Consider the following 13,135-nt stretch of genomic DNA (forward strand, 5'->3'; position numbering starts at 1 on the left):
AAATGAAAGCGCTTAAGTCGGTTATTCTTTGGGGGGTCATATCTGCATTGGGTGCGGTGAGTTTTGGTTTCGTCGCGCTAAACCGGGGGGAAAGCATCAATGCCATGTGGATTGTCACTGCGGCACTCTGTGTATATTCAATTGCATACCGCTTTTATAGTAAATTCATTGCACGGAAAGTGTTTGAGCTAGATGACAATCGCCAGACTCCATCGGAAGCGAATAATGATGGGAAAGATTATGTCCCTACAAACAAATGGGTGTTGTTTGGCCACCATTTTGCAGCAATTGCCGGAGCAGGACCTCTCGTAGGTCCCATCCTTGCAGCGCAAATGGGATATTTGCCAGGGACGCTATGGCTTGTAGTCGGAGTTGTATTGGCTGGTGCCGTACAGGATTTCATCATTCTCTTCGGTTCGATGCGCCGAAACGGCAAATCTTTGGGAGAGATGATCAAAGAGGAGATTGGCCCGATTACAGGCTTGATAGCGATGATCGGTATTCTCGGTATCATGATCATTTTATTAGCGGTACTTGCCCTGGTTGTCGTAAAAGCGCTGGTGGGCAGTCCGTGGGGGATGTTCACGATTGCCTCGACGATACCGATCGCTGTTCTCATGGGCATTTACATGCGTTATATAAGGCCGGGACGGGTTGGAGAAGGATCGATTATCGGAATCATACTTTTGATGCTCGCTTTATATTTCGGCCGCTTTGTAGCCGAAAGCGCAACATTGGCGCCAATGTTCACTTTCAGCGGGGAAACGATTGCCATCATGTTGATAGTATATGGTTTCGTTGCCTCCGTTTTGCCTGTATGGATGTTATTGGCACCGCGCGATTATTTAAGCACATTCTTGAAAATCGGTACGATCATCGGACTTGCACTTGGTATCTTTATTGTCATGCCGAGCCTTGAAATGCCTGCCGTCACTCAATTCATCGATGGAACAGGACCTGTATTTTCCGGAAATTTATTCCCGTTCCTATTCATTACGATCGCTTGTGGAGCGGTATCGGGATTCCATGCCCTCGTTTCCTCAGGTACAACTCCTAAAATGATTGAACGCGAATCGCATGCACGCCCAATCGGATACGGGGCGATGTTGACTGAATCCTTTGTAGCCATCATGGCGATGATAGCCGCCTGTGTATTGACGCCAGGTATCTATTTTGCCATTAACAGCCCGGGGGCCGTTGTGGGAACGGAACCAGCGCAAGTGGCTGCTACGATATCCGATTGGGGTTTCCTTGTGACACCTGAGATGATTACCGGCCTTGCAGACGATGTTGGGGAAGAGACCATTATATCCCGTACTGGAGGAGCTCCAACCTTTGCTATCGGCATGGCTCATATCTTCTCGCAAGTGATTGGAGGGGCGTCCCTGATGGCGTTCTGGTATCATTTCGCGATCCTGTTCGAGGCATTGTTCATATTGACCACCATTGATGCAGGAACCAGGGTGGGACGTTTTATGATACAGGATATCATCGGCACCTTTTATAAACCATTTGCCGAAACGAATAAATGGCTGCCCAATATAATTGCGACTGCCATTTGTGTAATCGGTTGGGGGTACTTCCTTTATCAAGGGGTCATTGATCCTCTTGGCGGGATCAATACCCTTTGGCCATTGTTTGGAATTGCGAATCAGATGCTTTCCGCCATTGCGTTGCTGCTTGGGACGACGGTCCTTTTCAAAATGGGCAAAAAAGCGTACACATGGGTCACTCTTGTGCCCACTACATTCTTGTTGATAGTGACCATGACGGCAGGGTGGCAAAAGCTGTTCCACGAAAACCCGGCAATTGGCTTTTTAGCACATAAGGATAAATTTAAAGCGGCTTATGATAGCGGGGAAGTTCTTGCTCCGGCAGCCAATCTGGTCGAGATGAAGCGGGTTATCGTCAATGATTATGTGGATGCTGCCCTATGTGCCATCTTCATGGTCGTGGTGATCACGGTCCTGATTTCTGCCATTAGGTTATGGATAAAAGTCTTGAAGAACCAGAAAATAGATTTACATGAAACGCCTTATGTATCAAGGTCGTCATAAGGGAGGGAAGGCAATGTTGAAAAGAATAATTACAATTCTCAGCTACAGAAAGCAATTCGTCAGTTTGCTCGTCGGCGTGCCAAGTTATGATACGTATGTGGCGCATATGAGAATGCATCATCCAGAAGAGCCCGTGAAAACCAGGAAAGAATTTTTCTGCGAAGCCCAGGATGAACGGTATAACGCAAAGGGCGGGAAAGTGTCCCGTTGCTGTTAATGAATATTTATTGAAGGGTCCTCAATAGGAGGGCCCTTTTTTTAGTGGTTTTTTCAAGGTGGGACATAAGTGGAGGGTGAAATGTAACACCCATGGAGTCGTAAAGATGTGGAAAAGTAATGATTAAACTAAAAAAATCACATTTACTGGTCCTTTATTCATGGAGATGTTATATAATCTAACATTTATTAGTAAAATATAAAAATTAAGTTGAATTATTAGAAAATTAAGTATATGATAAAAAATATAACATAATAGTGTTAATAAACATAACATAAACAAAAAACAAGGGGGAAAAAACAGTATGCAAATGGCAGATTCGGTATTCATGTTTTTGGCGACAATGATGGTTTGGTTAATGACACCAGGGATTGCCCTATTTTATGGAGGGATGGTAAAAAGTAAAAATGTCCTGAATACGGCAATGCATAGTTATATGCCATTGGCTGTCATTTCGATTCTTTGGGTGCTGATTGGATATTCATTATCATTTTCACCTGGTAATACACTTCTGGGCGGTCTGGACTGGGTTGGCTTAAAGGATGTAGGCTTTGCACCTGGACCATACAGCGAAACAATTCCTCATAGTTTGTTCATGTTATTCCAAATGACTTTTGCCGTTTTAACCGTCTCGATCATTGCAGGTGGCATTGCCGAGCGGATGAAGTTTTCAGCATTCCTGATTTTTACGATCCTTTGGTCTTTATTCGTATACGCTCCCGTTGCACACTGGGTATGGGGAGGCGGCTGGTTGGCGGAACTGGGGACACTTGACTTTGCAGGCGGCAACGTTGTTCATATTTCTTCAGGGGTTGCAGGTCTGGTTTTAGCGATCATGTTAGGTAAAAGGAAAGAGTCGGGAGACAGTGCACCGCATAATCTTCCTTTAACATTCCTTGGCGGATCATTAATTTGGTTCGGTTGGTACGGCTTTAACGTCGGAAGCGCACTGACAATCAATGAAGTGGCGATGAATGTATTCGTCAATACAGCTGTTGCAGCCGCTGCTGGTATTATAGGCTGGCTGATCGTTGAGTATATGGCTAATAAAAAGGCAACATTGCTGGGTGCGGTATCCGGAGCTATTTCTGGCTTGGTTGCCATTACACCTGCTTGCGGATTCGTAACCCCAGCCTCTTCCATCATCATCGGGGTCATTGGCGGTGCAGTATGTTTCTGGGGCGTATACTTCCTGAAGAATAAACTGGGTTACGACGATGCACTTGATGCTTTTGGATTGCACGGGATCGGCGGGACATGGGGTGGCATCGCTACAGGTTTATTCGCGACCACTTCCGTTAACGAAAACGGTGCAGATGGTTTATTCTATGGAGATTTCAACTTGTTGTGGAAGCAGCTTGTAGCGATCATTGCGACATATATCTTCGTTGCAGTGGTCACTTATATCGTTGCTAAAGTCATTAACCTTTTCATGCCGTTGCGTGTCAGTGAAGAAGATGAGTCAATGGGGCTTGATCTTACACTTCATGGAGAAAAAGCTTATCACGAATCCATTTAAGAGGGGGTTGCTCATATGTCCGAGGTTTTAACGAAAATAGAAATCATTACACGTCCGATCAAGTTTGAACAATTCAAAGCGGAACTGGCAAAAATAGGGGTAAGCGGAATGACTGTATCGGAAGTAAAAGGAACGGGTCTTCAGAAAAGTTATGTGGAAACCTATAGAGGCAGAAATCGTGAAATGTCACTACATGACAGAATGAAAATAGAAATCGTCGTGTGTGAAGTGCCAGTTCAGGATGTTGTGGATGTAGCAAGGAAATTCTTGAGTACAGGTAAACCAGGTGACGGAAAAATCTTCATTTATGAATTGGCGAATGTTGTGAATATCCGTACCGGGAAAGAAGGTCATGATGCGTTAAAAAATGACATCTGAATGTCCGGCCTAATGTGCCGGATACCGTTGATGCTAAGAAAGGGAGCTGAAAATGGGGAGACTGGTCCGAATTGTTAATGCAAAAAAACAGAAGATCGTTAATACGCTCATTTCAGAGGATGTATATCAACCTGATGACCGACCCTTTTTATTGGAATTGCCACTGAAAAATCTAGAGGAGATACTATCTCTAAGAATAAAATCCTCGTTTCAAAATCCCCGTTTTAAAAAATAATCTTTCAGCCGTTAACCTATATGGGGAGAGCGGCTTTTTTTATGCGTTCCACCCTCCGCTATGGCATTTAAATGTTAGTATATAAGGAAACTTTTTTCTTGAATCCCCCATGGAAATCGGGGAGCTTTCCAACTATAATGAATAAGAATATAAATTTAAATACGATTTTTTTGCTTTTTTCGACGCTTTTCGCTTAGTTACTTCAATTTTTCTTTAATTTTACGAAAAGAAAATTCAAAAAAATGTAAGTTTACCAAAAAACTATGAATTAATTCATGAATGCCCTGCTGAATAATAGGGAAATTATTAATATGTTCTTTTAAGAGGTGAAAGGAAATGGATCAATTTACGGTCGAATCCGTTTTAAATATCATCAGGGAATTTGTACCGAAGGATGCTTCAATTTCTGTGGCTGATTCCGAAAAATACATTTATTATCAACCGAGCAAACAAGTCGACTTAAGAATAAAACCAGGTGATTTAATCAGTGAAAACACAGCGACATATAAAGCACTGAGTGTCCGTAAAAAAATAGGGGTGCAGGTTGAAAGCAATGTATTTGGCGTACCTTACTATGGCCTGAGTGTTCCTATCATGGACCAGGGCAATCCTTTAGGAGCGGTTACGGCCATCTTGCCAACAAAGCCATTAATTTTACCGACATCATTTTTGACCATTAAAACGGAAGATCGCTGGATACCGCTTCCATATGATGAAATCATGTATCTGGAAGCTCAAAATAGGAAAACTAAAATTCAGTCCGAACGTGTGAGTGGATTTCATAAAATGAACTTAAGTGAATTGGAATTCATTTTACCTAGTGATTTATTCATTCGTGTGCATCGTTCGTACATCGTCAATATCAACTATATTCAAGAAATCCTTCCCGATTTTCATTCTACATTTTTACTGATAATGAAAGACAATTCCAAAATCCAGGTCAGTCAAACGTATGCAAGTCAATTCAGGAGGGCTTTAGGATTTTAATGATTCTCCCTTGTGTGAATAAAATGCTGGTTTATGCCCTATATAAGGCTTTTCATTCGAAAATGAATGTGACGATTACACAGGATTGGTAAAATTAAGTGTAAGAAAAGCGAAAATGGGGGTCTTTTGTATGAACGAAAGCGTTTTCAAAAAAATTCGCAATGAACAATTTAAGGGGAAAGTAGTTACAGCGGAAGAAGCAGCTTCATGGATTAAAGATGGGATGAAACTCGGTATGAGTGGATTTACCCGTGCTGGTGATGCTAAAGTTATTCCGATGGCTATAGTTGAAAAAGCAAAAACTGAAAAATTCAAAGTTGACGTTTATACTGGTGCCTCATTAGGACCGGAAGTCGATCAACATATGGCGGAAGCCGGTATCATAAACAAACGTTTGCCGTTCCAAGCGGATAAAGGCATTCGCAATAAAATAAATGCTGATGAAGTCACTTATGTAGACCAGCATTTATCTCATACAGCTGAACAAGTTCGTCAAGGCATTGTCGGACCTATAGATTTTGCAATCATCGAAGCATTGGCGATTACGGAAGAAGGATTGATCATCCCGACAACTTCTGTAGGTAACTCAGCCATATTCGTTCAAGAAGCTAAACATGTAATCATTGAATTGAACGTGTCCCATCCAGAAGGATTGGAAGGGATGCATGATATATATACACCAGCAAAACAAGGGGAACGCGAACCGATTCCTATGACTAAAGCTAGCGATCGCCTTGGATCGATCGGTATTGCGGTTGACCCTGAAAAAGTAATGGGAATCGTCATTTCTACAGATCTTGATGCACCTTCTACAATCGTGCCTCCGGATGAAGAAACTGCAACAATCGCCAACCACCTCATTAACTTCCTTCGTGAAGAAATCAAGGCTGGCCGTTTAACTGAAAGTCTTGCTCCGCTTCAGTCGGGTGTAGGTTCAGTGGCAAATGCAGTATTCGCTGGCTTTCTTGATTCTGAATTTAAAGATTTGGAAGTTTATTCAGAAGTGCTGCAAGATGCGGTATTTGATTTAATCGATGCTGGAAAAGTTAAATTCGCTTCAGGTTGTTCGATCACATTAGCTGAAGAAAAAGGGAAGCAAGTTTACGGTGAGCTTGAAAAATACCGTGATAAACTAGTTCTTCGTCCACAAGAAATATCCAACCATCCTGAAATCATCCGCCGCCTTGGCTTGATTTCAATCAATACAGCGTTAGAGTGCGATATCTATGGTAACGTGAACTCGACACATGTTTCTGGGACAAGAATGATGAATGGAATCGGTGGATCGGGAGATTTTGCCCGTAACTCACGCCTAGGCATTTTCGTAACGAAATCATATGCAAAAGGCGGCAAGATTTCCAGTATCGTTCCTTTCGTTTCTCATGTGGATCATACTGAACATGATGTGGATGTATTAGTGACAGAGCAAGGGATCGCAGATTTACGTGGCTTGGCACCAAAAGAGCGCGTAGAGTTAATCATAGAAAACTGTGCGCATCCTGACTACCGTCAACAGCTTCGTGCATACTTCACTGAAGCTGTTGCGCAAACGGGCGGGCATCAAACTCCGCACATTCTTGAAAAAGCATTTTCATGGCATACGAACCTAGCTAAAAACGGTACGATGCTTGAAGCGGTTCTTCAAGATCAAAAATAAGACTCAAAACCCCGCCAATACAGCGGGGTTTTTTTATTTGGGTCCGTGTCCGGTATAGGTGAAAATCCATGAATCTTTCGTCACATCAATGGAATATTGAAAGGTAAATAGATTATTTCTCCTGAGTAATTTGTATGATGTATCCTATTGATTCTTTTTCCTGCGACATATAACAGATTTAAAGTGTAAAATGATGCTTAACCATCAAAAGGATAGGGAACTGTATCTTTAGGCTTTTTTCTTTTATTTTTGTATATAATTATTCATCCAAGTTATAGAAATATGGTAAACTGCTAACAATGAATGATTATATACATAGGATTTTTCGCATTTATGATGTTGTTTCCTTAGAAATAGGGAGTTAAATAGAATTGCTATAGTGGAGGAGATAATTTGTTCAAGCAAAAACTGCATTTTTGGACGTTAGAGTTATTACTATTGTCTTTACTTTTTTATGTTGGTACAAAGATTTCTTTTCTTTTTGAACCAATAGTCATTTTTACATCTACATTGTTCTTTCCAATCTTGATTTCGGGTTTTCTCTACTTTTTGTTCAACCCTACCGTTGATTTCCTCGTTAAAAGGAGAATGCCAAGGGGATTGGCGATTTTATTGCTTTACGTATTTTTCCTTGGGTTGATTAGTTTACTGGTCGGTCTGGTTGGCCCGTCACTTTCCAAACAGGTTACGGATTTACTCAATAACCTTCCGGATTATTTCAATCAAACAAGGAAGTTCATTGAAGATTCAGCGGAGTCAAAATGGTTTTTGTGGACGGTGGAACAAGATTATGTACCTCTGCAAGAAGTAGGGGATTCGCTGCAAAAATATTTGACGAACTTACCTAGTAATATAACGAACAGTTTAACTTCCGTTTTCAGCGTAGTGACGAATATCACTTTAGTGGTCGTAACGGTTCCTTTCATCCTGTTCTATATGTTGAAGGATGGAGATAAGCTTCCGGCCGCCATCATGAAATTCGTACCGGTTCGCTATAGAAAACCAGCTTTAACAGTACTTCAGGAAACTGGGGGGACGCTTACTACATACATACAAGGGCAGATGCTTGTTTGCATGTTTGTCGGGATCGGAACGTTCATCGGATATCTAATCATTGGATTGCCTTACGCGTTCTTATTTGCGCTGATTGGTGCTGTAACCAATATCATTCCATATGTAGGCCCGTTTATCGGAGCGGCTCCTGCGGTCATTGTGGCTTTGATTCATTCACCGACCGAGGCGTTATTGGTCATTCTGGTTGTAACGGTCATCCAGCAATTGGATGGTAATTTCATTTCACCGTTAGTCATCGGGAAAAAATTGAACACACATCCGCTTACCATCATCATCCTATTGCTCGTCGCGGGAAACATTGCCGGTATCATCGGTATGATTTTGGCCGTTCCCACTTATTCCGTTGTTAAAACGATTGTATTGAATATCGTAAAATTCATCAGGATCCGGAAAGAGGAAAAGCTGGAAGAAGATATATTGGAATGAAAAAACGGGCCCGACTCAATTGAGTCGGGCCCGTTTTCTTAGTGCTCCTAAATAGGTTACAAACCTAAGGAAATATATTTTACTTCCAGGAATTCTTCGATGCCTTGGTGTCCGCCTTCACGGCCGAGTCCGCTTTGCTTGAATCCGCCGAATGGAGCTTGCGGAACGGAAGGAAGTCCATCGTTCAAGCCAACAATACCGAATTCAAGTGCCTCGGTGAATTTGATGCCCTTTGTGATGTTTTCAGTGAAGACGTAAGCTGCCAAACCGAAGATGGAGTCATTTGCCCTCTTGATTGCCTCTTCATCAGTCTTAAAGGAGGCAATGGGAGCTAGTGGACCAAATGTTTCTTCCTTCATGCAGAGCATGCTGTCATCAATGTTGGACAATACGGTTGGTTCAAGAAAAAGGCCGCTTATTGATTTACCGCCAGCTTCGAGCTTAGCGCCGCTGCTGATTGCTTCATCAATTTGTTTTTGAACCTTATCCACTGCATTTTGATCGATAAGCGGACCGATATCGACGCCATCTTCCAGTCCGTTTCCTACCTTTAGTTCCTTTACCTTGCCAACGAGCTTTTCGATGAAGGCTTCTTGAATGGCTTCGTGGACATAAATGCGATTTGAACAGACGCATGTTTGTCCTGCGTTACGGAATTTTGAACTGATGATGCCATCTACCGCTTTATTAAGGTCGGCATCTTCAAGAACGATTGCTGGTGCATGACCCCCGAGCTCTAGCGAGATTTTCTTTACCGTGTCAGCTGAGCCCCTCATAAGCGTTTTGCCGACTTCTGTAGAACCGGTAAACGTCAATTTGCGGACCCTCGTATCTTGAAGCCATGTTTCACCGATTTCTGATGATTTTCCTGTCACGACATTGATGACTCCTTTTGGAATGCCAGCTTCTTCAGCTAATTCAGCCATTTTTAAAGCTGTTATGGGAGTCAGGTTTGCCGGTTTAATGACGACTGTGCAGCCGACGGCAAGCGCTGGTGCCACTTTTCTTGTAATCATGGCTGCAGGAAAGTTCCAAGGCGTAATGACAGCTACAACCCCGACAGGCTGTTTAGTCACGAAAAGCCGCTTATTGGACACGGAAGCAGGGATCGTTTCGCCGTACACCCTTTTTCCTTCTTCGGCAAACCAAGATAAAAAGCCATTTGCATATGTCATCTCACCAAGTGCTTCTTTAAGGGGCTTTCCTTGCTCTTCAGTCATGATTTTTGCCAGTTCTTCTTTATGATCATCAATCAATCGATGCCATTTCCAAATCAGTTCAGCACGTTCGTAGACTGAGAGTGCAGCCCAGCCCGTAAAGGCTTCATATGCGGCATCTGCAGCCTTTGCCGCTTCAGTTGCACCGCCTTTAGGAACGGTGGCAACTATTTCATCCGTTGCGGGGTTTCTCACTTCAATTTTATCCAATCCAAAATCCGACCACTCACCGTTAATAAATAATCCGTAATCCTTCATGATAAAACCTCCTAATTTGGTTAAATCCATCAAACTACTAAAACTTTTAACTTTATACTTTTACCTGTTACATAAAAGTATAAACACTTTTCACTGATTCTGAAATTTATTTGATTGGATATTTATAGAAAATTGGCTAATTGATAGAAAGGGAGCAATACAAAAAAAGAGGTGCAAGTTGCACACCTCTTCATTAGTGTTCGATTATTTTTCCGATGAGACGGCCACTTCACTCATATCACCTGAGATGGCCTGGTTTGGATTGAATTCACCTTCTGATTTAGAAATGACCACTGTAGCGACACTGTTACCGATTAGATTGGTGATGGCACGTGCTTCAGACATGAAGCGGTCGACTCCCAGCAGTAACGCCATTCCTTCAACTGGAATCATTGGGAAGGCAGCTAATGTTGCAGCAAGTGTAATGAAACCGGATCCCGTTACACCAGCAGCACCTTTGGATGTTAACATCAAGATTCCTAGAAGGGTCAATTCCTGCCAGATGCTTAAATCGACACCATAGGCTTGGGCGATGAAAATCGCAGCCATGGATAAGTAGATGGATGTGCCATCAAGGTTGAAAGAATAACCGGTTGGGACAACCAAACCGACTACCGATTTTGAGCAACCGTATTTTTCGAGTTTTTTCATCACGCTTGGCAGGGCGGATTCCGACGAAGATGTTCCTAAAACTAAGAGGATCTCTTCTTTTATATAGGCAATGAACTTGAAAATATTAAAGCCGTACATTTTTGCGATCGAGCCAAGGATTAGAATGATGAATAATGCCATCGTGATATAAACACTGCCCATTAATTGTCCTAACGAGCTTAATGAACCAAGGCCAAACTTACCGATTGTATAAGCCATTGCTCCAAATGCGGCCAATGGAGAAACTTTCATGATCATTCCGACGATGCCGAAGAAAATGTCGGCAATATGCTGAAAGAAAGAAACGACTGGCTGCACTCTCGGTCCCATTGCCGCCATGGATAATCCGAATAATACGGCAAAGAATAGAATAGGGAGTAAGTCTCCGCCTGCCAGTGCTGCAACGGCATTATCAGGAATGATATTAGAAATGAAAGCAACGGCGCCATGTTCCGTTTCGGAAGCGGCTGTTGTATATTGTGATACATCTCCGCCCTCGACTGAATCGATGTTAAAGCCTTTACCAGGTCCCAGCAGATTGACCACGATGATTCCGATGGCAAGTGCGAAAGTGGTAACGATTTCAAAATAGAGCAGGGCCTTTCCGCCGATGCGGCCAACCTTTTTCATATCACCCATACCGCCAATTCCGATTACGACGGTTAAGAAGATGATTGGTGCAATGACCATTTTAATCATTTTAATAAATAAATCAGCTAATATCTTCAGTTGTTCACCGAAAGCAGGGAAGAAGTAACCGACTGTTATACCCAGAATGATACCGATGATGACCTGAACTGTTAGATTTTTTAATATTTTCAAGGTGCATTCTCCTTTGTTATATGATAGCGCTTTCTTAACTTGGTAATAGTGTAACAGAAGAAAGAATCAGAATATTCTTTTGGTGATATTGTTTTCTTTTTGTTCTTTTTGGTCTTGGGGATTTTTAATAACTGAAGGGATAGGAGGAATTAAAATGACGATTAGGTATAGATAGATTACTAAGCTGCAAAAAAAAATACCGGTGGAGCACCGGTATTGGCGAAAATTAATTTTCAAAAGGTTTTATGAGTGCATATAGGGTTCCGATCACAGGAAGTTTCAAACCGGCCTTTTCGGCAAGGCGCAGTGCACCGCCCTGTAAATGTTCCACTTCGAGGGTTAGGCCCTTCCGGCGATCCTGGTGCATGGAAGAGGTGGATTCGTCAGGTAAACCTGCCATGTTTTCTAACGCTTGAGCAATATTCTCCACAGTAATACCGACGTCATAAGCATTTGCAAGCTCCTTCATTTCAACAAGGACCTTTTCTAGCAATCCATTGGTTTCCGGGAATCTCCGTATCGTGCCGATAGGGAGGTTAGATGCAGTTGTCACACCGGAAAAAGCGGTGATAAACATATATTTGATCCACATCCTGATCAATATGTTTTCCGTTCTGCTTGCCTTCATGATAGCTGATCCGGCAGCCTGTTCGAATTCATCACAAATCTTTTTTTGTGACGGATGAAGCGGGCCATAGATTAAATCGTGATTTTCATTGGAGTGAATGACATGACCTTTTTCATCAAGGGTTGCTATGATGAAGGCGCTTCCTCCTAAGACGGCTTCTTCGCCCAGTTCGTCCTGTAAAATGGATACATGTTCCAACCCGTTCAAAAGCGGGAGGACCTTTGCGCCCCTTTCAACAAGCACCTTTAAATCTGTAAGAGTGCCTTGTAGATGCTGGCCTTTTACAGCGAGAATCACAAGATCGACCTTTTCTATATCATTTACATTCTCTGTGATATGAAGGTCGTTTAATTGGTAGTTTCCATGTGGGCTGGTTATGCTGATCCCGTTTTCCTTCAATTGTTTGGCGCGGTTTTTTCGGACAAGGTATTGAACATCCTGCCCGGCCTGCTGTAACCTGCCCCCAAAGTAGGAGCCGAGTGCCCCGGCCCCTATAATGACTATATTCAAAGTGCACACCTCTCTTTTGATTAAGATATTCTAATCATAACATTGACTGAATTTTCGGTAAATGTTAAGGATTATAAAGTGTTTATAAGCTTGGTTGCCTAAGTCAATCGGTCCTCATTGCAGTGGTCAAAAATGGAAATTTGGAGTATGATTGCTTTACCATTATATTTAGGCAAATCCTGTTTAATAGATAAATCCGCACAGTATCACATGGATACTGTGTTGTTTTAGTTGACAAAAGGAAAAGGCATTTGTGATTTTATAGTGAAATAGATTCGAGAATGGTATTAAAATATATATTGTTCCAGCCTTGTGTATTATTTCATATCTCTAATTCCTATTGCCATTCCAGACTAGCTGTTAATTCGTAAATTACCTTAGTTTATGTAGGGCGGAACAGTAAAATTGGTCATAAACGAAATTGAAAGGTTATTACTACATGTAAACTTCAAAGGATTTTAAAAAGTGTTATTTTTTTCGATATAAAAAGAGTATGAAA

General features: G+C 42.1%; 10 protein-coding genes. 7 read left to right on the forward strand and 3 right to left on the reverse strand.

Annotated elements, in window-relative coordinates; genetic code table 11:
• Positions 1 to 2 precede the first annotated feature (2 nt).
• From OSJ91_RS02755 to OSJ91_RS02785, 7 genes are all read left to right on the forward strand, one after another.
• Positions 3 to 2,057: a carbon starvation CstA family protein gene (locus OSJ91_RS02755; protein WP_485890947.1), complete on the forward strand. Its 2,055-nt coding sequence runs from the start codon at positions 3 to 5 to the stop codon at positions 2,055 to 2,057.
• A gap of 13 nt (positions 2,058 to 2,070) precedes the next feature.
• Positions 2,071 to 2,274, forward strand: a complete 204-nt coding sequence (locus tag OSJ91_RS02760; protein WP_133351748.1) for a YbdD/YjiX family protein — start codon at positions 2,071 to 2,073, stop codon at positions 2,272 to 2,274.
• 304 nt (positions 2,275 to 2,578) lie between these two features.
• A complete protein-coding gene (locus tag OSJ91_RS02765; RefSeq protein WP_485890948.1) occupies positions 2,579 to 3,793 on the forward strand; it encodes an ammonium transporter in 1,215 nt (404 codons plus the stop codon).
• A gap of 15 nt (positions 3,794 to 3,808) precedes the next feature.
• Positions 3,809 to 4,171, forward strand: coding sequence for a P-II family nitrogen regulator (locus OSJ91_RS02770; protein ID WP_063235326.1), 363 nt, complete (start codon positions 3,809 to 3,811; stop codon positions 4,169 to 4,171).
• Positions 4,172 to 4,742: 571 nt separating this feature from the next.
• Positions 4,743 to 5,393 carry a LytTR family DNA-binding domain-containing protein gene (locus OSJ91_RS02775; RefSeq protein ID WP_133351753.1) on the forward strand — a complete coding sequence of 217 codons (651 nt, stop codon included), beginning with the start codon at positions 4,743 to 4,745 and terminating at the stop codon, positions 5,391 to 5,393.
• A gap of 130 nt (positions 5,394 to 5,523) precedes the next feature.
• Entirely contained in the window at positions 5,524 to 7,050 is a 1,527-nt protein-coding gene (gene scpC, locus OSJ91_RS02780) for a succinyl-CoA:acetate CoA-transferase ScpC (protein ID WP_485890949.1), read from the forward strand.
• Positions 7,051 to 7,443: 393 nt separating this feature from the next.
• Positions 7,444 to 8,550 carry an AI-2E family transporter gene (locus OSJ91_RS02785; RefSeq protein WP_289348694.1) on the forward strand — a complete coding sequence of 369 codons (1,107 nt, stop codon included), beginning with the start codon at positions 7,444 to 7,446 and terminating at the stop codon, positions 8,548 to 8,550.
• A gap of 56 nt (positions 8,551 to 8,606) precedes the next feature.
• Here OSJ91_RS02785 and OSJ91_RS02790 read toward each other — a convergent pair whose 3' ends face one another.
• From OSJ91_RS02790 to OSJ91_RS02800, 3 genes are all read right to left on the reverse strand, one after another.
• Entirely contained in the window at positions 8,607 to 10,025 is a 1,419-nt protein-coding gene (locus OSJ91_RS02790; protein ID WP_350301114.1) for an NAD-dependent succinate-semialdehyde dehydrogenase, read from the reverse strand.
• Between the two features lie 204 nt (positions 10,026 to 10,229).
• Positions 10,230 to 11,498 (reverse strand): dicarboxylate/amino acid:cation symporter, encoded by a 1,269-nt coding sequence (locus OSJ91_RS02795; protein WP_485890950.1) that lies wholly within the window; start codon positions 11,496 to 11,498, stop codon positions 10,230 to 10,232.
• A gap of 226 nt (positions 11,499 to 11,724) precedes the next feature.
• On the reverse strand, positions 11,725 to 12,645 hold the full coding sequence (locus OSJ91_RS02800; protein WP_485890951.1) for a ketopantoate reductase family protein: 921 nt from the start codon (positions 12,643 to 12,645) through the stop codon (positions 11,725 to 11,727).
• Between the last annotated feature and the right edge of the window lie 490 nt (positions 12,646 to 13,135).

Source organism: Bacillus sp. T-10(2022) (assembly GCF_056502895.1).

Bases quoted from the DNA above. Each gene is read 5' to 3' on its own strand.
- OSJ91_RS02755 (WP_485890947.1), top strand. From the start codon at position 3: ATGAAAGCGCTTAAGTCGGTTATTCTTTGGGGGGTCATATCTGCATTG.
- OSJ91_RS02760 (WP_133351748.1), top strand. From the start codon at position 2,071: ATGTTGAAAAGAATAATTACAATTCTCAGCTACAGAAAGCAATTCGTC.
- OSJ91_RS02765 (WP_485890948.1), top strand. From the start codon at position 2,579: ATGCAAATGGCAGATTCGGTATTCATGTTTTTGGCGACAATGATGGTT.
- OSJ91_RS02770 (WP_063235326.1), top strand. From the start codon at position 3,809: ATGTCCGAGGTTTTAACGAAAATAGAAATCATTACACGTCCGATCAAG.
- OSJ91_RS02775 (WP_133351753.1), top strand. From the start codon at position 4,743: ATGGATCAATTTACGGTCGAATCCGTTTTAAATATCATCAGGGAATTT.
- scpC (WP_485890949.1), top strand. From the start codon at position 5,524: ATGAACGAAAGCGTTTTCAAAAAAATTCGCAATGAACAATTTAAGGGG.
- OSJ91_RS02790 (WP_350301114.1), bottom strand. From the start codon at position 10,025: ATGAAGGATTACGGATTATTTATTAACGGTGAGTGGTCGGATTTTGGA.